19 protein-coding genes and 2 pseudogenes are annotated in these 17,752 nt (G+C 61.1%); 9 read left to right on the top strand and 12 right to left on the bottom strand.

Translation table 11 applies throughout. The annotated features are described in order from the left end of the window. Window positions 1-107: 107 nt before the first annotated feature. Both NB231_RS08975 and NB231_RS08970 read right to left on the bottom strand, forming a co-directional pair. Window positions 108-1,100: a c-type cytochrome gene (locus NB231_RS08975; RefSeq protein ID WP_005001895.1), complete on the bottom strand. Its 993-nt coding sequence runs from the start codon at window positions 1,098-1,100 to the stop codon at window positions 108-110. After that, window positions 1,097-1,765, bottom strand: a complete 669-nt coding sequence (locus tag NB231_RS08970) for a c-type cytochrome (RefSeq protein ID WP_005001894.1) — start codon at window positions 1,763-1,765, stop codon at window positions 1,097-1,099. Before NB231_RS08970 ends, NB231_RS08975 begins: the two co-directional genes overlap by 4 nt. A gap of 421 nt (window positions 1,766-2,186) precedes the next feature. On the opposite strand from NB231_RS08970, the gene NB231_RS17680 reads away from it, so the two are divergent. The 7 genes and pseudogenes from NB231_RS17680 (at window position 2,187) to NB231_RS08945 (ending at window position 6,889) form a co-directional block, all read left to right on the top strand. Continuing rightward, entirely contained in the window at window positions 2,187-2,381 is a 195-nt protein-coding gene (locus NB231_RS17680) for a type II toxin-antitoxin system HicA family toxin (RefSeq protein WP_005001891.1), read from the top strand. Then, entirely contained in the window at window positions 2,378-2,608 is a 231-nt protein-coding gene (locus NB231_RS08965) for a hypothetical protein (protein WP_005001888.1), read from the top strand. Before NB231_RS17680 ends, NB231_RS08965 begins: the two co-directional genes overlap by 4 nt. 133 nt (window positions 2,609-2,741) lie before the next feature. Beyond that, a complete protein-coding gene (locus NB231_RS08960) occupies window positions 2,742-3,071 on the top strand; it encodes a ribbon-helix-helix protein, CopG family (protein WP_005001121.1) in 330 nt (109 codons plus the stop codon). 146 nt (window positions 3,072-3,217) lie between these two features. Then, a pseudogene (locus NB231_RS20040) lies at window positions 3,218-3,427 on the top strand (recombinase family protein); the annotation flags it as partial. 142 nt (window positions 3,428-3,569) lie between these two features. Beyond that, a complete protein-coding gene (locus tag NB231_RS08955) occupies window positions 3,570-4,976 on the top strand; it encodes a recombinase family protein (protein ID WP_005001886.1) in 1,407 nt (468 codons plus the stop codon). Between the two features lie 192 nt (window positions 4,977-5,168). Next, a complete protein-coding gene (locus NB231_RS08950; RefSeq protein ID WP_005001883.1) occupies window positions 5,169-6,467 on the top strand; it encodes an ATP-grasp domain-containing protein in 1,299 nt (432 codons plus the stop codon). A gap of 167 nt (window positions 6,468-6,634) precedes the next feature. Further along, a complete protein-coding gene (locus NB231_RS08945; protein WP_005001880.1) occupies window positions 6,635-6,889 on the top strand; it encodes a CsbD family protein in 255 nt (84 codons plus the stop codon). A gap of 72 nt (window positions 6,890-6,961) precedes the next feature. Here the strand turns inward: NB231_RS08945 and NB231_RS08940 are convergent, their stop codons facing one another. The 4 genes from NB231_RS08940 to NB231_RS16865 all read right to left on the bottom strand — a co-directional run bounded on the left by NB231_RS08940 (window position 6,962) and on the right by NB231_RS16865 (window position 11,440). Beyond that, a complete protein-coding gene (locus NB231_RS08940) occupies window positions 6,962-8,146 on the bottom strand; it encodes an iron-containing alcohol dehydrogenase (protein WP_040663671.1) in 1,185 nt (394 codons plus the stop codon). A gap of 65 nt (window positions 8,147-8,211) precedes the next feature. Further along, window positions 8,212-9,615, bottom strand: a complete 1,404-nt coding sequence (locus tag NB231_RS08935; protein ID WP_005001873.1) for an aldehyde dehydrogenase family protein — start codon at window positions 9,613-9,615, stop codon at window positions 8,212-8,214. An 18-nt stretch (window positions 9,616-9,633) separates the two neighbouring features. Next, on the bottom strand, window positions 9,634-10,998 hold the full coding sequence (locus NB231_RS08930; RefSeq protein WP_005001871.1) for a glutamine synthetase family protein: 1,365 nt from the start codon (window positions 10,996-10,998) through the stop codon (window positions 9,634-9,636). Between the two features lie 85 nt (window positions 10,999-11,083). After that, the gene (locus tag NB231_RS16865; RefSeq protein WP_005001869.1) at window positions 11,084-11,440 is read right to left on the bottom strand and encodes a hypothetical protein; all 357 of its coding nucleotides are present in this window, start codon (window positions 11,438-11,440) and stop codon (window positions 11,084-11,086) included. A gap of 22 nt (window positions 11,441-11,462) precedes the next feature. On the opposite strand from NB231_RS16865, the gene NB231_RS20035 reads away from it, so the two are divergent. Both NB231_RS20035 and NB231_RS19575 read left to right on the top strand, forming a co-directional pair. After that, complete coding sequence (locus NB231_RS20035; protein WP_005001866.1) at window positions 11,463-11,585, top strand: hypothetical protein; 123 nt, start codon at window positions 11,463-11,465, stop codon at window positions 11,583-11,585. Between the two features lie 111 nt (window positions 11,586-11,696). Further along, window positions 11,697-12,008: pseudogene (locus NB231_RS19575) on the top strand (IS4 family transposase). A gap of 10 nt (window positions 12,009-12,018) precedes the next feature. On the opposite strand, the gene hspQ reads toward NB231_RS19575, so the two are convergent. From hspQ to NB231_RS08895, 6 genes are all read right to left on the bottom strand, one after another. Beyond that, entirely contained in the window at window positions 12,019-12,333 is a 315-nt protein-coding gene (gene hspQ, locus NB231_RS08920; RefSeq protein ID WP_005001863.1) for a heat shock protein HspQ, read from the bottom strand. Window positions 12,334-12,477: 144 nt separating this feature from the next. Then, a complete protein-coding gene (locus NB231_RS08915) occupies window positions 12,478-12,939 on the bottom strand; it encodes a DUF1841 family protein (protein WP_005001860.1) in 462 nt (153 codons plus the stop codon). A gap of 423 nt (window positions 12,940-13,362) precedes the next feature. Then, a complete protein-coding gene (gene nth / locus NB231_RS08910) occupies window positions 13,363-14,007 on the bottom strand; it encodes an endonuclease III (protein ID WP_005001858.1) in 645 nt (214 codons plus the stop codon). Window positions 14,008-14,023: 16 nt separating this feature from the next. Then, window positions 14,024-14,845, bottom strand: a complete 822-nt coding sequence (rsxB, locus tag NB231_RS19570; protein WP_040662116.1) for an electron transport complex subunit RsxB — start codon at window positions 14,843-14,845, stop codon at window positions 14,024-14,026. A 61-nt stretch (window positions 14,846-14,906) separates the two neighbouring features. Beyond that, window positions 14,907-16,943, bottom strand: a complete 2,037-nt coding sequence (gene metG / locus NB231_RS08900; RefSeq protein ID WP_005001854.1) for a methionine--tRNA ligase — start codon at window positions 16,941-16,943, stop codon at window positions 14,907-14,909. Window positions 16,944-17,250: 307 nt separating this feature from the next. Continuing rightward, entirely contained in the window at window positions 17,251-17,538 is a 288-nt protein-coding gene (locus NB231_RS08895) for a CsbD family protein (RefSeq protein ID WP_005001852.1), read from the bottom strand. Between the last annotated feature and the right edge of the window lie 214 nt (window positions 17,539-17,752).

Raw genomic sequence — 17,752 nt, 5'->3', positions numbered from 1 at the left:
TCTGAGCTCGGTGTCGGTGATCACCAACGCGCGGCGTCTGCGCCGGGCCGCATTGTGAGTGCGGGCGCGGCGGATCCGGCGACGTGCCGGCCGATGATGAGTTGCGCTCACTTGTTGTCGCGGCGGGCTGTCGGTGTCGAGCCGAGCAGGTGGCCATTGATCTCGACGCCGTACAGCGACATCGGCGTGGCGTGATATCGCTTGCGCGTTTCGGCGACCGAGCCGGTAAAGCGTGGGTCCTGCGGGCGCTCGTGGCTGTTCATGAAATAGGCCACGTCCCAGGCCGCCTGGTCGCTTAGCGTGCCGCCGCGGCTCAAGGGCATGTTCGCCTTGATGAAGGCGGCGGCATTGTCGAGTTGCTGCATACCGGCGCCCCAGTTGAACGAATCCGCTCCCCACAGCGGTGGGAATACGTGGCGCCCGGCCACGCGTTGGCCTTGCCCGGTGTCGCCGTGGCACAGCGCGCACTGCTCCTGGTACACCTGCTGGCCGCGCGCATAGTCCGGCGGCTGGGGTGGTTTGAAGCCTTGCTTGGGAAAGCCCGCGCCGACTAGGTCCACACCGGTCGGCGCGCCGGTGGCGAGCCAATACGCATAGGCTTGCAGGGCAACGAGCACCGCCGCGTCGGCCGACGGGGGCTTGCCGTTCATGCTGTATTTGAAGCAGCCTTGCAGGCGCTCGACGAAGGTATTCACGTGCTCGTTCTTGCTGCGGTAGCGTGGGTAGCGCAGCCACGCCGCCCACAGCGGTGCCGCATTAGGGCGGCGGCCGGCATCCAGGTGGCAGTTGCTGCAGGACAGCCCGTCGCCGACATAGTCTCCGGCGTGAGTTGGCGTGTCCACGAAGATTGCCAGGCCCTTGCGGATCATCTCACCCATCGGACCTTGTGGAATGTCCTTCTCAGCCGGGGGCGTGAAGGTCGAGGCTGTATCGGCGTGTGTCCTCGCTCGGGCCGGTCTGTTGGGGGTCGCCGCTGCGGCGGTGCTGCCGGCCCCGGTGGTGGGTGTCGATGCTGGGGAAGATTGTGCCGGGCTGACCGCGAGCAGGCATAGGCCGGCACTGGCTGCGAGGGCATGCGGCAAGCGGGGCGCGATCTTCATGGCGTGTCTCCGGTCGCTTCGAGCGGTTGCGCGGCGAACCATTTGGCGACGGCCTGGATGTCGCTGTCACCGAGTGTCTTGGCCACATGCTGCATCAGCCTCAGCGGGTCGTTACGGCGCGCTCCTTGCTTCCAGGCCCGGAGTTGATTGGCGATATACACCGCCGGCTGGCCGGCCAAGGGCGGGAAATGCTCACCTACGCCAAGCCCCTGCGGGCCATGGCACTGCACGCAGCCCGGTAGCTGTTGCGTCCACAGACCGCGGATGGCCAGCGCCGCGCTGCGGCTGTCGTGCGCCGGCATGGGTCCTTGCGGCTTCGCCGCAGCCGCCGGCACCGGCATCTGGCTGTAGTAATCGGCGAGCGCCTTGCGTTCATCTTCGCTGAGCGCTTTGGCGATCGGCTGCATCACGGCGTTGTCCCGAGCGCCGGAGGCGAAGTCATTCAGCTGTTTGTACAGATAGCTGGCATCGAGCCCGGCCAGCCGTGGAAACCCGCTTGCCGTCTGCCCGCCGCCATCGCCACCGTGGCAACTCGTACAGGGCGCGGCGCCGCGCTCGTCGCCGTGGTTTGTGATCGCCGCCGCATCAGGCGCCGCCGCCGGCACGTCGGCCGCGAACAGCACTATGACCGTGAGCGGCAAAGCCGCGCCCCGGGATCGTTGCATAATCGTCCTCTTGGCTGTTCGATTCTGTTGGCAATGGCACCACTGCGTAGCCTTGTTGCTATAACACGGTGAGTGTAGTTGGCGCCGGCGTTTTTCGGGCATCCGCGGCCCAAACCAAAGGGGTTTTGATGCGTTGGCATCATCTTGTATGACGTCACTATGTCTTACATGCGCAGCTCGGCTTCTCGCCGGCGGCCCCCATCGCGCTCATAAAACCGGTGCGATCTTCCCCGCACGAGTCCACCACGGGCGGGCAACGCGCCAGCAGGGCCAACCTCCGCCATTTAGAGATTAATTTGAAGTTCCGCGAAGCGACGCTAACCTACTGAAATTATTGTATATGTCATTACATCGCTACAAAGTTCATGAGCCAATAATTTCAATGATTTGCGCGCCAACTGGCGGAACTTCAGGCTAAAACATGCCTCGGAAGATAAGCGAACTGATCCGGGATCTGAAGAGAGCGGGCTTCATCAATCGAGGTGGCAAGGGAAGTCATAGAAGCTTTGAGCATCCCAAAGGTATGCGCGTTACTCTGTTTGGAAAACTTGGCGCAAATGCCAAACCATATCGAGAACGTGAGGTGAGACGAAGGATTCAAGAGTCACAGCAATGAAAGAAAGTGCTCGGTATATCAAGATTGTGGAATGGTCCGACGAAGACGAAAGCTTCGTTGGCCAGTGTCCAGGCGTCATCGGCCCATGTTGTCATGGCGACGATGAAGCGCAAGTCTACGCAGAGCTTTGTAATATCGTTGATGAATGGATTGAGCTTATGAAGCAGGAAGGCAAACCTCTGCCACCTCCTACTGCTGGGAGGAACGTGGCTGAGAAAATCGCCTAACCAACGCTTGCAAGGGGAGGCGGCAGCACGCCCTGAACGCAAAGGGTAACTTCGGCTTCGATCGGACAATCCCGCTCGACCGTTCCCGTTCTGTGCTTGATTTGCGTCTCAGGAGGTAATATACGTATGTCATATGTCGCGATCGACCGATACGCAGAAGGCGCAACGTCTCAATGCGGCCTATGGGTTGCTCGCGCGTGGGCTGAAGGTGGCGGAGGCTGCCGTGTTGTTGTCGCGCCAATTCACGCTGTCCCGACGTCAGGCCTATCGCTACATCGAGGCGGCCCAGGCAATCGGCCGGCCGGTGCCAGTGACCGAGCCAACGACGGCCGTGACGTTCAAGCTTCCGCCCAGTTTGGTCGACGCGATTCGAACGCGGGCTGCGGCCGAGGAGACGACGATCAGCGACATGGTGAGTCGGGCGCTGCGCGCGTTTCTCGACGAAGCCGGCGGCAATGGCTGACCGGCGCGGCGCCAGTGATCGCAGCGTCCGTCTCGAGCATGCGTTTGACCGTCTCCTCGCCGTCAAACTGGAACAGGTCTATGGGATTTTGGTACCGGAGCGGGTCCGTGTCGCCGGTGTGGGACCGTGCGTAAGGGAGGGGAGCGATGAAGATCGCCGCGATTTATGCCCGGGTATCCTCCGACCAACAGAAGGGAGCGAACACGATCGCCAGCCAAACCGCGGCATTGATCGAGTTCGCCCGCGAGCAGGGGTTCACCGTACCCGATGAATGGATAATCGAGGACGAAGGTTTCAGCGGCGCCAGCCTGCTGCGGCCCGGCTTGGAGCGGCTGCGCGACCTCGCGGCCGAGGGCCAAATCCAAGCAGTGCTCATCCACTCGCCGGATCGGCTGAGCAGAAAGTATGCCTATCAGGTTCTGCTGACGAGAGTCGCCGCATGGTGTCGAAGCCATCTTCATCAAGGCGCCGCATTCCGCCACGCCCGAAGATCAGCTCATGCTGCAATTCCAAGGGATGATCGCCGAGTACGAACGCGCCCAGATTCTCGAACGCTCCCGCCGTGGCAAGCGTCACCGCGCCAAATCGGGCGAGATCTCTGTGCTTGGCGGGGCGCCCTACGGCTATCGCTACATTCGCAAGATGCCCGAAACGCCGGCGCGTTACGAGATCGATGCCGCCGAGGCGGCAGTCGTGCGGCTGGTGTTTGAGAAATACACCGTCGACGGTCTGAGCATCGGCGCCATCGCCCGGCTGTTGCGGGAGATGGGCCCTCCGACACGCCGGCGAGTGACCCGTTGGGAGCGTTCGGTCGTGTGGGGGATGTTGCGCAATCCCGCCTATAAGGGCACCGCCTGCTTCAACAAGACACAGGTCGGGCCGAGGCAAAAGGTGACCAAGCCATTCCGTCTGTCGGGTCGGTCGGTCCATGGTGAAAAGACCAGCGCACATGAGCGGCCGCGCGAGGAATGGATCGAAGTGCCGGTCCCCGCCCTTGTCAGCGAGGAAACCTTCGCTTTGGCGGCCGAGCGCTTGGCCGACAACAAGCGTTTCGCACCGCGCCGGACCATCGAGCCCAGCCTTGTGCAGGGCTTGGTCTCGTGCCGCAAATGCGGCTACGCGCTCTACCGCGCGTCGACCCGCACGAGTGCACGCAAAATCCACTATTACCGCTGCCTGGGTTCGGATGGCTGGCGTCATCTCGGCGGATCCGTGTGCGACAGTCGCCCGATCCGCCAGGACCTGCTCGACCACATCGTGTGGCAGGAGGTGATGCGGCTGATCGCCGATCCGGGGCTCATCAACGCCGAGCTTGACCGCCGCCTGGATGCGGCCCGTGCGAGTGAACCGACGAAGAAACGCCAGGACGCTGTCGAACGCGACCTCACGCGCCTGAGCAAAAGCATGGACCGCCTGGTGACCGCCTACCAGGAAGACCTCGTGTCTTTGGACGAACTGCGAGGCCGCATGCCCGAACTGCGGGCCCGCGAACAGGGATTGAAATCCGAGCTGCAGGCAATCTTCAGTCAGGCCGCCGACCGCATGTCGTTCCTGCGTTTGGCCGAAACATTGACCGCTTTCCTCCAGCGACTGCGGGAATCGGCAGAGACTTTGGAAATCAGTGACCGCCAGAGAATCGTCCGCTTGCTGGTTAAGGAGGTCTTGGTTGATGATGATACTATCACCATCCGCCACTCGATCCCGGCGCAACCAACTACGCCTTCGGCCAGCACCCAACCGCCACCCTCCAATGGCAATGTGACGATCCCCGACCAAAGTTACCTTTTGCGTTCAGGGTGTCAAAGCACCAATGTGAGGGTCAAGTTTCGTTTCAAATTGGGTACGCGACCCTGTCGCCATATTGCACCCTTTGCTTGCACAGGCCGCTCGATGGCGACATTGTGATGTTCTGTAATTTTGTGTCTGCTCATGCTGATCCGTAAGTTTGACGAATAGCCCGGAGCATGAGCGGACTAAATCAAAGCTTCTTTAGGGGAGGCGAGTGAACTCAGCGTCTGTCGGAGACTGGATCGACCCGAGCAAAATCGGTGTTTATGCTTTTATTAGTCGAGCGCCGCTACGATAGAGGTTCGTTTTATGACCAAGCACGTGTTCGTGATTGGCCTGGACGAGTTCAACCTGCGCGAGCTCCAGACCGTACACAACGCCGCCGAGTACGAATTCCACGGCCTCGTCTCCTACGAGACCATGGTCAACCCACCTTCCTATCCGATGGCGGAGATCATGGCGGAGGCTCGCCGGACGCTCACCGAGGCGCCGAGCGTGGACGCGATCATTGGCCATTGGGATTTTCCCACCACTTCGATGCTGCCGATCCTGCGCCGGGAGTGGGGTCTGCCCTCGCCGACGCTGGAGAGCGTGCTCTACTGCGAGAGCAAGTATTGGAGCCGCATCGCCCACCAAGAGGCGGTGCCGGAGTGTACGCCGCCTTTTCAGGGGCTCGACCCCTACAGCGACGATCCGGTGCGTGACCTGGAGCTGGACTACCCTTTCTGGCTCAAGCCCACCACGGCCTTCTCCTCGTATCTGGGCTTTCGCATCGACAATGAGGATCGGTACCGCGAGGCTATGGCCACTATTCGCGAGAATATCCACGTCTTCGCCGAGCCTTTCGACTACATGCTGCAGCACTGCGAGAACCGCTCGGCGCTACCGGCGCACGGCAATGGGGCCACCGTGCTCGCCGAGGGCCTGATCGGCGGCCATCTCTGCACCTTGGAGGGATACGTCCACGAGGGCGATGTGGTGACCTACGCTGTGATCGATTCCCTGCGGGGTTCCAACAACGTCAGCTTTCTCAGCTATCAATACCCCTCGCAGCTACCCGATGGCATCCAGAACCGCATGCGGGCCTATGCCGAGCGAATTTTGAAGCATATCGGTCTGAACCAGACCCCGTTCAATATGGAGTTCTTCTGGGATCCGCAGACCGACTACATCTGGTTGCTGGAGATCAATCCGCGGATCTCGAAATCGCACTGCCCCATATTCCAGATGGCCACGGGCGCTTCCCACCACGAGGTGGCCATCGATATCGCGCTGGTCCGCCGTCCGGATTTTCCGCACCCAGAGGGCCGCTTCCCCATGGCGGCGAAGTTCATGCCTAGGGTCTACGGCAATGCAGTGGTTAACCGGGTGCCCTCGGCGGCGGAGATCGAGGCCATCAAGCGTCATCACCCCGAGCTGGTCGTACACGTCTACGTGGAGGAGGGCATGCAACTCTCCGAGCTCCGCGCCCAGGACAGTTACAGCTATGAGATCGCCGATTTGTTCCTCGGTGGCGAGAGCGAGCAGGAGCTGCACGAGAAGTTCCGCGAGACCATGCAGTTGCTGGATTTCCAATTCTCGGAGGTGCTGCCCACGAACTACGGCTAGCCCCTTCGGAGTGAATCGCTCGGCCCGAGCCTTGCGATACGGCAACGGCCGGTTAAGCCATGCCTCGTGCTGAGCAAAGCGGCAAATTTACTATACTAAAAGTACAGTGCTTTCCTGAGGTTTCATACTTCGCAAAGCCAGTCACAGATGCATGACGGAGACCCAAAATGTTTCGCGATCAGATCGGTGGCAATTGGCATATCTTGAAGGGCAAAGTCCGGCAGCAGTGGGGAATGCTTACCAACCAGGATCTGGATCACCTCACTGAGGGCTATGAGGAAGAGCTGACCGGGAAGATCCAAAAGGCCTATGGAATCAGCAAGAAGGAGGCTGACGAGAAGCTCAGGGAATGGTACCGGCTAAGGAATGCCCCGCAAGATACCGACAGCAGCCCAAATCCTCCTGCAAGTCCATTATCCTGACTCTCGAAAGGGCTTGCGTATAACGCTGAGCTCTGCTGGGTGGGCAAGGCTTGGGTGCATGAGTGCGGGGGGTTAGATCCGCCCGTGTACGGCTTCGATAAACACCCGCTGCAAGTCTTCGGCTGTGACCGGTAGCGGGTTACCTGCCGCGGATGGATCGAGTTCGGCCAGCCGGCCGATTTCTTCCGCCCGGTCGGCGTCTACACCCAGTCCCGCTAGCGTAGGAGTGATCCCTAGGCGTTCGCGCAAGCGCAACACCCACTCCAGCACCGCCTCGAACGAGCCGCTTCCAATGTCGAGCGCTTGAGCCACGGGTTCCAGGCGGGCGGTAATCGCATGCCGGTTGAAGCGCATCACGTACGGCAGGATCACCGCATTGGTCAGGCCGTGATGCGTGCCGTACAGCGCACCCACCGCATGGGCGATGGCGTGCACCGCGCCCAGCCCTTTCTGGAAGGCGAGCGCGCCCATGCTGGCGGCGGCGAGCATATGGGTACGCGCCTGTAGATCGCCACCGTCGCGGTAGGCGCGGGGCAGCGCGTCGGCGATAAGCCGCATGCCCTGCAACGCGAGGCCGTCGGCCAGCGGGTGAAAGCCCGATGCGCACCATGCCTCGAAGCAGTGTACAAAGGCGTCCATGCCGGTGGCGGCGGTGAGCGGTGCGGGCAATTCTACGGTTACCTTGGGGTCCAGGATGACCGCTTGGGGCAGCATGCGGGGGTGGAAGACGATGACTTTGCGGTGGTCGGCCGGATTAATGATCACCGCCGCTCGTCCCACCTCGGAACCGGTGCCCGCAGTGGTCGGGATGGCGATTACGGGAGCAATGGCTTCGGCATTCGCCCGTCGCCAGTTCTCGTCCACATCCTCGAAATCCCAGATGGCCCGGCGTTGCCCCACCATCAACGCCACGGCCTTGGCTACGTCGAGCGCGCTGCCGCCGCCGCAGGCCACCACGCCATCGTGACCGCCGGACCGATAAGCCACGACACCGGCGTCGACGTTGGCTTCCACCGGGTTACCTTGAACCTCCGCGCACAGCGCCGCGGCGAGACCCGCGTTCCGGAGTGCACTCAGGGTATCCTCGATCATCGGCAGTGCCCGTAGATCGGCGTCCGTCACCAGCAACGGCCGGGCGATACCGAGCTCCCGGCACAGCCCCGGTAGCTCGGCGAGCCGCCCTGGGCCGACCAGCACGCGGTTGGGGAAACCCCAATCAGCGGTGATGGTTGCAGGATCGAAACCGTTTACGGCCATATTGTCCTCCCGAATCCGGCACGTATCGCGCAGTGCGCATGGTGCCGAAGTGCGCTGCACCGTCGTCATTCCACCTGCAAGTGAAAGCTTTTGGGCCGCGTAAGCGGTTCGTAGCCCAGCGCCGAGAGTGTGCACCCGCGCCCGCTGTGCTTGACACCCGTCCAAGCGAGCGCGGGATCCAGATAATCGCAGCGGTTCATGAATACGGTGCCGGTCTCCAGCCGTTCGCCGATCCGTTCGGCCGCCGTTACATCGCGCGTCCAGATGGAGGCGCTCAGGCCGAACTCGCTGTCGTTCATCAGACGCACCGCCTCGGCGTCCGAGCGCACTCGCATCACCCCGACCACCGGGCCGAAGCTCTCCTCGGTCATCACGCGCATACCGTGGTCTACATCGACCAGCACTTGGGGTGCCAGATAGGCGCCCTCGGGATCATCGGCCGGAAAGGACTTGGGGTCGATCAACGCCTGAGCGCCTGAGTGCACCGCCGCGGCGATCTGCGCGCGGACGAAGGCCGCCGCCGCAGGACGGACCATGGGACCCAGTGTGGTAGCCGGATCCAGCGGATTGCCGAGCACCAGCCGCTGCGCCTCGGCCACCAACCCGGCCACGAACCCGTCATAGACCGACTCGTGTACATAGACTCGCTCCAGCGAACAGCACGATTGCCCGGCGTTGAAAAAGGCGCCCTCGGCGACGCCGGTGACAGCCGTTGTCAGGTCCGCATCGGCGCGCACATAGGCTGGATCCTTGCCGCCCAGCTCAAGCCCCGTGCCGGCGAAGCCCGCGCCGGCGGCGCGCTGTACTGCCCGACCGCCGCGTACCGAGCCGGTGAAGCACACCAGCCGCACGGCCTCGTGCTGCATCACCGCCGTGGCGGTGGCGTGGCTCAAGTGTAGCGCCTGGAACACGCCCTTGGGCAGACCGACTTCGGCGAGTGCTCTGGTTAGGCGTTCGGCGCAAAGCGCGGTTTGTTGGGCGTGCTTGAGGATCACGGCGTTGCCGGCAACGAGCGCCGGCCAGACGGAGTTCACCGCCGTCAGGTAGGGAAAGTTCCAGGGCACTAGGGTGAATACGACTCCCACCGGCTCGCGACGAATATAGCGCCGCAAGCCCGGCTTCGCGCCGGGATCAATATTCGCGAGCGCCGCCGGGGCCGCCTCGATCATGTAGCGGGCGCGCTCTTCGAAGCCGTCGACCTCGCCGCCCCCCTGACGCACGGGCCGACCCATCTGCCAGGCGAGCTCCGCGGCAATGGCCTCGCGCTGCGCGATGAATCGGTCCACCGCGGCGGAGAGGATCCGCTGGCGATCGGCGAGCGGGGTCATCCGCCATCCCCGTTGTGCTTTAGCGGCAGCTCCCACTGCTGCCAGGGCCTCGGTGCGCTCGGCCAACGCCCGCTCGGCATAGATCGAGCCGTCTACGGGACTGACGATGCGAAGGGTTCCGGTCACAGTGTTCTCCGTCATTCCCGTCGGCGGTTCGCGCTAGAGCCGTTCGAACCCCCGGTAACGTTCCCAATCCGTTACCGCCGCCTCGAAGGCTTCCAACTCCACCTGCGCCATGTGCAGGTAATGCTCGACCACCTCGGCGCCGAACGCCTCCAGGGCCAGCTCGCAGCCGGCGAACAGCTCCCGGGCCTGGCCAAGGGTGTGCGGTACCCACGGCTTGTCGGCCTGATAGGCGTTGCCGGTGAACGCGGATTCCAGCGTAAGTTTGTGGTCCATACCGTGGATGCCGGCGGCGATCATGGCCGCGAGCGCCAGGTAGGGATTCACGTCCCCACCGGGCACTCGGTTTTCGATGCGCAGCGACGGCCCGTGCCCGACCAGACGCAGGGCGCAGGTGCGGTTATCGCGCCCCCAGGCCACGGCCGTGGGGGCGAAGCTGCCGGCCACATAGCGTTTATAGGAGTTGATGTTGGGCGCGAAGAACAGTGTCAGCTCGCGCAGTCCAGCCAGTAGACCCGCGACGAAGTGTGCGCCGAGCGCGGACAGCGCATGGCCCTCGGCCATCACCGGCGTGTCGTCCGCCGAGCGCACGCTGAGGTGGATATGGCAGGAGTTGCCTTCGCGCTCATTGAATTTGGCCATGAAGGTGAGTGCATAGCCCTCCTGCGCGGCGATCTCCTTGGCGCCGGTTTTGTAGATGGCGTGGCCGTCGGCCGTCTCCAGTGCCGGGCGGTAGCGGAAATTGATCTCGTGTTGGCCGAGATTGCACTCGCCCTTGGAGTCCTCTACCGGCAGCCCCGCTCCCTGCATCCCATTGCGGATGCGTGCCAGCAGCGGCTCCAGGCGTGCGGTATCGAGCAGCGCGTAATCCACGTTGTAGAAATTGGCTGGGGTGAGCTCACGGTAACCTTTGCGCCAGGCCTCTTCGTAGCTCTCGCGGAAGACGATGAACTCAAGCTCCGTGCCGGCGAAGGCGATGAGTCCGCGCTCGGCCAAGCGCTCGATCTGGCGGCGCAGAATCTGCCGGGGCGAGACCACCACCGGCGCGCCGTCCGCCCATTCCAAATCGCTCATCACCAGCGCCGTGCCCGCGTGCCAAGGGATGCGCCGCAGGGTGGTGAGGTCCGGTGCGAACACGAAATCGCCGTAGCCCGTGGACCAGGAGGCGTGTCGGTAGCCGGGTACGGTGTTCATCTCTACATCCACCGCGAGCTGGTAGCAACAGCCCTCCGCTTTGCGCTCGACCACCTCGTCGAGGAAGTGCTCGGCGGTGAGACGCTTGCCCTGCAATCGCCCCTGCATGTCGACCATGGCGAGCATCACGGTATGAAGCGTGCCGGCCGCCACGCCGGCGCGCAGCTCATCCAGCGGCAACCGCCCCCGGTGCGCGCGATCGGGCATGTTCTTATCCTCTCGTCGATGAGAACTCAGATGCCGGGTGTCGGCGCGGCATGACGCTATTCTGCGGCATGAAGTGGAGGAAACGCTACGGCGGAGATTCTGCACGCAAGTGCCCGAGAAGTCGCGAGCTCAAGGGCGCACGCCCGTTTTGTACGCCGACAACTCCAATTCCGTCTGTTTCTTTGGGTAATAGGGAGAATTTAGACATCATGTCTACGAAATCTTCGTCGAACGAGAGGCGAACAGGCCCGCGGCCGAGTGACTGACTCGTGGCCAGCACGATCGCAAGCTCAGCGACGACAGAACGTTGCGCCAAGCCCTCGATGAGGCCCCCGAGCTCGATCGGATCGAGTTCGATATACTCAAGAGCGGACAGCGTAAGGCGCATCGCCCAGAGCCTGCGCTCGGTACGGGTTACGCTCAAGGCGCCGTTTTGCAGCAACCACCAACCACCCGATGTCGAAATGAGCGCGTTGCTGGCGCAAGAGCTGGATCCGCCCGCCGGAGCTGAGCCCATCGAGTGGCTGTTACTGAGCCGTTTACCGGTGGACACGGCCGAGCAGGCCGGCGAACTGCTGCAATGCTAGCTTTGTCGCAGGCAAGTGGAGATTTATTTTCGCATCCTGAAATCGGGCTGCAAGGTTGAGGAATTGCAGCTCGAGAAGCTCGAGCGCCTGGAGCCGACACTGGCCCTCTACATGATCATCGCTTGGCGGGTGCTGTATCTGACCCTGCTGGGCCGCGAATGCTCGGAAATGCCGTGTGATGTGGTCTTTGCCGAGAAGGAGTGGGAAGCCATCTACATCGTCGCCAAACGTAAACCGCCGCCCGAATAACCACCCCCACTCGATCAGAGGGTGCGCAGGGTGGCCGGTTTCAGCGGATTCCTGAACCGCAAAGGTGATGGCTTTCCGGGTCCACAGACAATATGGATCGGGCTGCAACGCGGTCGCGATTTTGTGCTCGCGCTCGAAGCTACACGTGCCATGCAAGAGTCGAGTTGTGGGTAACGATGTGGGCTCAGTGGGTGCCCCTGGAACGATAATAACGGCCCTCGACGAAGCGGTCGAAGATCTCGTTCAAGGCCGGATGATTGATCTGCTCTGCACTTTCGTCCGGCTCCAGATGGCGCTCAGCGACGTATGTGCCATGGTTGGCATTATGTACGAGTACGTGATACCAAGGTTTATCCTTTGGTGGGCGGCTCCTTGCCATCATCTCGTACCACTCTTCGGTGCCTTGAAATACGGGGTCGACGTCGACGATCACGCCCCGATAATCGAATAGCGTATGGTGAACCAGCTGCCCGATCGTGAACTTCGGTTGAATTTCCATCGGAAGGTGCCTATCTAAATTGCTTTGGTTACGGCGACCTTAAACAAATCGTGCGTGTTTTGTCTCCGCACGCCAGCGCGTACGATCAAATGGCTCACCGATGTCACCATTAATATATACGATAATTGAATGCCTCGATGGCCGCTAAAGCTTGTCATTGCGGTTGCCGAGAATTCGCCGTGCCAGTGCTTCCAGGCAGGCCATATAGGCGGCCTCATCGGGCAACACATTATAGCGTTGAGCATGCCATAGAGTCTCGGCAAGGCACTCCATCATACGGTGTTCCGTCTCGGTTCGACCACCGAAATACCCACTCAGCGCGGTGTGGATGCGATACACGCCGCGCGGGCGATCGGCGGCAGCCTGTTCCCGCACAGCGATGTGCAGGGCCATGTGGAGAAATGGATTGGTCTCGCCGTGTTCGGGCCGGTAGTCGCGCTCTAAGGCCCGCTCTTCGTTCTCCAGCAGAGGCTGGTACTCGGGGTGCTCGGCCACCACAGCGGCGACCATCTGCTCCAGCGGTGCCATCGGTAAACCGGCTCGGGCCTTGTGCCACGCCTCCAGGTAGAAGCGGCGGAGCTCACTGCGGTCTTGGCTGAAAAACATTGCAACGCATCTGCCAGCGTGTTGGTTGATCGCTCATTAATTTAGAAAGCAACGCCTGTGCTCGGGCCGCGCTGTGACTCTGCTCGAAAGAGGTTATGGCAACACGGTGCATTGCATCCACTCCATAATGATACCGTTGGTTGCCGGAAAAAAGAGGAGGTGGGCGAGTCTTTTCCGAGACGGTAATTGCCTATCGCTTGCTGAGATGCACTTAACCGCGTGAGTCGAGCCGTGCCTACCGCATCCTTGGCGCATTGCTCGATAAAGTGGGCGCTTCCGACGTCCGCTATCCTTGGATAGGCTTTGCCGCTATCAAGCCCCAGTCTTGCCTTCCTGAAAGCCGATGGTTCGAAAAAGATCTCGCCCTAATTAATAGGACAACGAAATCTACTGGATGATTCCATCGGGTGGCAGGAGGGGCGTTTAATTCCTTGCGTAGGCCGCTTTATCCTCGAATTCGCAGAGATCATAGATCACACACGCGGCGCAGCGCGGTTTGCGTGCGGTGCAGACATAGCGACCATGGAGGATCAGCCAATGATGAGCATCCTGCAGGTATTCCTTCGGTATCCACCGTGTCAGTTTGTCTTCCACCTGCCGCGGGGTATGGCCTCGGGCGAGTCCGGTGCGGTTGGCGACTCGCAGGATGTGCGTATCCACGGCCAATGTGGGCTGGCCAAACGCGGTATTGAGCACTACGTTGGCGGTTTTACGCCCTACTCCAGGCAGCGCTTCGAGGTCATGGCGATTGTTCGGCACGAGGCCCTGATGCCGCTCCAGCAGGATGCGGCAGCATTCGATGATGTTGCGAGCTTTGGTGTTGAACAGCCCGATGGTCTGGATGTATTCCTTGAGGCGCGGCTCACCCAGCGCCCACATGGCGCCGGGCGTATCGGCAACAGCGAACAGCCGCTCGGTCGCTTTGTTGACGCTGCGGTCGGTGGCCTGGGCCGAGAGTATGACGGCGATGAGTAGCTCAAATGGTGTTCTGAAGCACAACTCGGTGCGTGGGGCCGGGTTTGCAGTCTTTAGGCGATGGAAAATGGCAGTGCGTTTCTGACGGTTCATCCGTGGGCGAGCCGTTCTATTTCGGGCGGGGGGGCAAGGATGTGCCGCGGGCGGTGGCCAAGGCCGCTTGGCGTCGTCGCGCCCGAGCCACGGCCGCCTGAATCACCGCTTTTTTATCGATGTTGCCGAGGTCACGCCCGGGTATCGCTTTCTTGGATTGTTGCCGTTGCTCTCGCTCGTCGCGTTCCCTGGCGAGGCGGGTCAGGCGGTACTCGTAGCGTTCGCGCGCGCGATCAGCCTTGTCTCGGAGTTGCTCCCAGCTCTGGAGTTGGGGCTTGCTACAAGAAATGTTCGCCGCAGCCGGGTTTTGATCGGGACGAGTTTGGGCGGCGTCGATATCCTGTGTTACCGCCCGCAGATGGATGCAGTCCACCGGGCAGGGCGCGATGCAGAGCGCGCAGCCTGTGCACTCGGTGCGGATCACAGTATGCATCTGCTTGGCCGTACCCAATATAGCGTCTACGGGGCAGGCCTGAATGCAGCGCGTACAACCGATGCATGCCGTCTCGTCGATCCAGGCAACGGTCGGCTCCTGTGGGAGCGTGCCGTGCTTAGGATTGAGGGGCTTGGGCTTGCGCCCGAGTAGCTCAGCGAGCGCGTGCACGGTGAGCTCTCCACCCGGCGGGCATTGATTGATGTCCGCTTCCCCGCGGGCGATCGCCTCTGCATAAGGGCGGCAGGCGGAATAGCCGCAGCGCCCGCATTGAGTTTGCGGCAGGATCGCGTCGATTTGCTCGGCATCGGGTCGCGGCTTGCCGTGGCGGCGGGTCCTCCAGCCGAACAGCCAGCCGGCTGCCGCAGCGAGGCGGGTGAGGGCTGTGGCGGACGCAGTAAGCATGCCGAAACTCACGCGTTATCCGGCCGGCGTCGACCGGAGCGGAGCGGAGCGAAGAACCGTATCATCGCACCCTCATGCCGGGTTGGGCTCCCGCATCAGGCTCCAGCAGCCAAAGCTCTTTACCGCCGGGTCCGGCGGCTAGGAGCATGCCTTCGGAGACGCCGAAGCGCATCTTGCGGGGCTTGAGATTCGCCACCACCACGGTTAGGCGTCCCTCGAGATCGGCGGGATCGTAGGCGGTTTTTAGACCAGCGAACACCATACGCCGCTCGCCGCCGAGATCCAAGCTAAGGCGCAGCAGCCGCTCGGCCCCGTCGACGAGCCGCGCTTCGGTTATGCGTGCAATCCTCAAGTCGATCCGAGCGAACTGCTCATAGTCGATCGGCTCGGCGATCGGTTCCAGTGTGAACGATGTAGCGGCGCTCGGCCCGGTCATTGCAGAGATGCCCCCTTGAGTTAAGGTCTCCTGAGACTGCTCGATCATGCGTTCGATATCAGCCTTGTCGACCCGGGTCATGAGTGGCGTAAACGCATTAATGGTGTGGTCGAGTAAGGGTCGGCTGGCATCGTCCCAATTTTGCGCCGGCAGGTTGAGGAAGGCTTCGGCGCGCTGCGCCATCCGCGGCAGTATGGGCTTTAAATAGGCTGTTAGCAGGCGGAACAGATTGATGCCCATGGTGCAGATCATTTGGACTTGATCGGCCTGATCTGCTTGTTTGGCAAGCAGCCACGGTTTTTGCTGATCGATGTATTGATTGGCTTCGTCGGAAAGCGCCATGACCTGGCGCACAACCCGCCCATATTCGCGCTTCTCGTAGAGCTCGGCGATCTGAGCCCCCTGAGCAGTGAATTTGCGATAGAGTGCCGGTGCCGCCAGAGTTGCTGAGAGCCGCCCCGCAAAGCGCTTTTCAATGAAGCCGGCGCAGCGGCTGGCGATGTTGACCAGCTTGCCGACCAGATCCGCGTTCACCCGCTGCGCGAAGTCCTCCAGATTCAAGTCGAGGTCGTGCACCCCGCTGCCGAGCTTGGCCGCGAAGTAGTAGCGCAAGTACTCGGGGTTCAGGTGGTGTAGGTATGTGCGGGCCGTGATGAAGGTGCCGCGAGACTTGGACATTTTCTGGCCGTTGACGGTGAGGAAACCGTGGGCAAAAAGCCGGGTCGGTTTGCGGAATCCGGCGCCCTCGAGCATGGCCGGCCAGAACAGGGCGTGGAAGTAAACAATGTCCTTGCCGATAAAATGGTACAGCTCGGCCTCCGAGCCCGGGAGCCAAAAGGTATCGAAGTCAAGGCCCGTGCGGTCACAGAGGTTTTTGAAGCTGGCCATGTAGCCGATCGGCGCATCCAACCATACGTAAAAATATTTATTGGGTGCATCCGGGATTTCGAATCCGAAATAGGGTGCATCGCGGGAGATGTCCCAGGATTTCAGGCCTTCATCGAACCACTCTTTAAGCTTGTTCGCTACCTCCTCCTGAGTGTGCGCAGGATTGGCCCATTCGCGTAACATGCTCTCGAAGTCTTGGAGCCGGAAGAAGAAATGTTCCGAGGTCCGCTCGACCGGGCGCACGCCGGAGAGTACGGAAACAGGGTCTTTGAGTTCGCCAGGAGAGTAGCTGGCACCGCAGACTTCGCAGTTATCGCCGTATTGGTCCGATGCCGCACAACGCGGGCATGTGCCCTTGATATAGCGGTCCGGTAGGAACATGTTCATTTGCGGGTCAAAGGCTTGGGTGATCTCGCGACGCTCGATGTGGCCGGCATCGCGTAGGCGTTCGTAGATCAGGGTGGCGAAGTGGCGATTCTCTGCGGAGTGGGTGGTGTAGTAGTTGTCGAATTCAATCAGAAACGCTGCGAAGTCCGCCTGATGCTCGGTTCCGAAACGTTCGATGAGCTCCTCCGGCGTGATGCCCTGCTCGCGGGCTTTGAGCATGATGGGCGTACCGTGGGCGTCGTCGGCGCAGACATAGTAGCACTCGTTACCCTGCAGCTTCTGGAAGCGAACCCAGATGTCCGTTTGGATGTATTCGACCAAATGACCTAGATGGATCGGGCCGTTGGCATAGGGAAGAGCGCTTGTAACCAGTATCTTTCGCGTCATACTCGCAGGGATCCAACGTCACTTGATTGGCAAGCAAACAAATAATTATGCCAGATCCCGCCTGGTGTGTACCGAAACAACCTCTTCCAACGACAATGAGCTTGAATGGAAAGTGTGCCTATCGGTGGATAGACGCTTCACTGCAGTAGTGTATGTAGGATTGCTACAGAAAAACTCGTGGAAGAGGCTTTGCCTCGGGTGGGGGAGGTTTGCTTTTGCGTATCCCCCCACCCGTCAAGGCAAGAAAAGTTTTGCCACTCACTCTCACACTCTATTTGGAGTTGCTCCTTACGCAGAGTCTGCAGAGTCAAATGTCTGAATACTCGGTTCCGCTGGTGCTCCAGACATGCGGATCATGATCATTCTCTAACCATTCTTTGATCTGCCGATCCGCCTCCTCCTTACTGATGCCATAGACCTTCTGGAGCTTTCCGGCGAGCTCTTCATAAAACCCCCCGGCAAGATGATCCAGATCCTCGTGGGTGAACTCCCCCCAGCGCTGCCGCAACCTCCCCTTGAAGATATGCCAGTTGCCGCTCATGTTGTGCCACGCGTCGTGGACCTGATTACTGTACATCATCTCGTCTCTGTGCATTTCCGCCGCCTCCCTATTCGCATAAATCGATCTGAAAATAATTTGCACGATCCCTGTTCTTTCAACGACTCCTACATTAGATAGTATAGTTCGAAGATGGTTTTTTTCCTGTTGGGGCGTAACAAAAAAAGCGCGGTTAATTATATATTAATCAATTGCTTGGATCGGCCAGCTTGAAAGTGAAAGCGGCTGATGGATGAGAGGCAGGGGTCAC

Source organism: Nitrococcus mobilis Nb-231, from assembly GCF_000153205.1.
GTDB lineage: Bacteria > Pseudomonadota > Gammaproteobacteria > Nitrococcales > Nitrococcaceae > Nitrococcus > Nitrococcus mobilis.
Note: the sequence above shows the minus strand (reverse complement) of the source record. Positions and strands in the feature narration are given on the sequence as shown.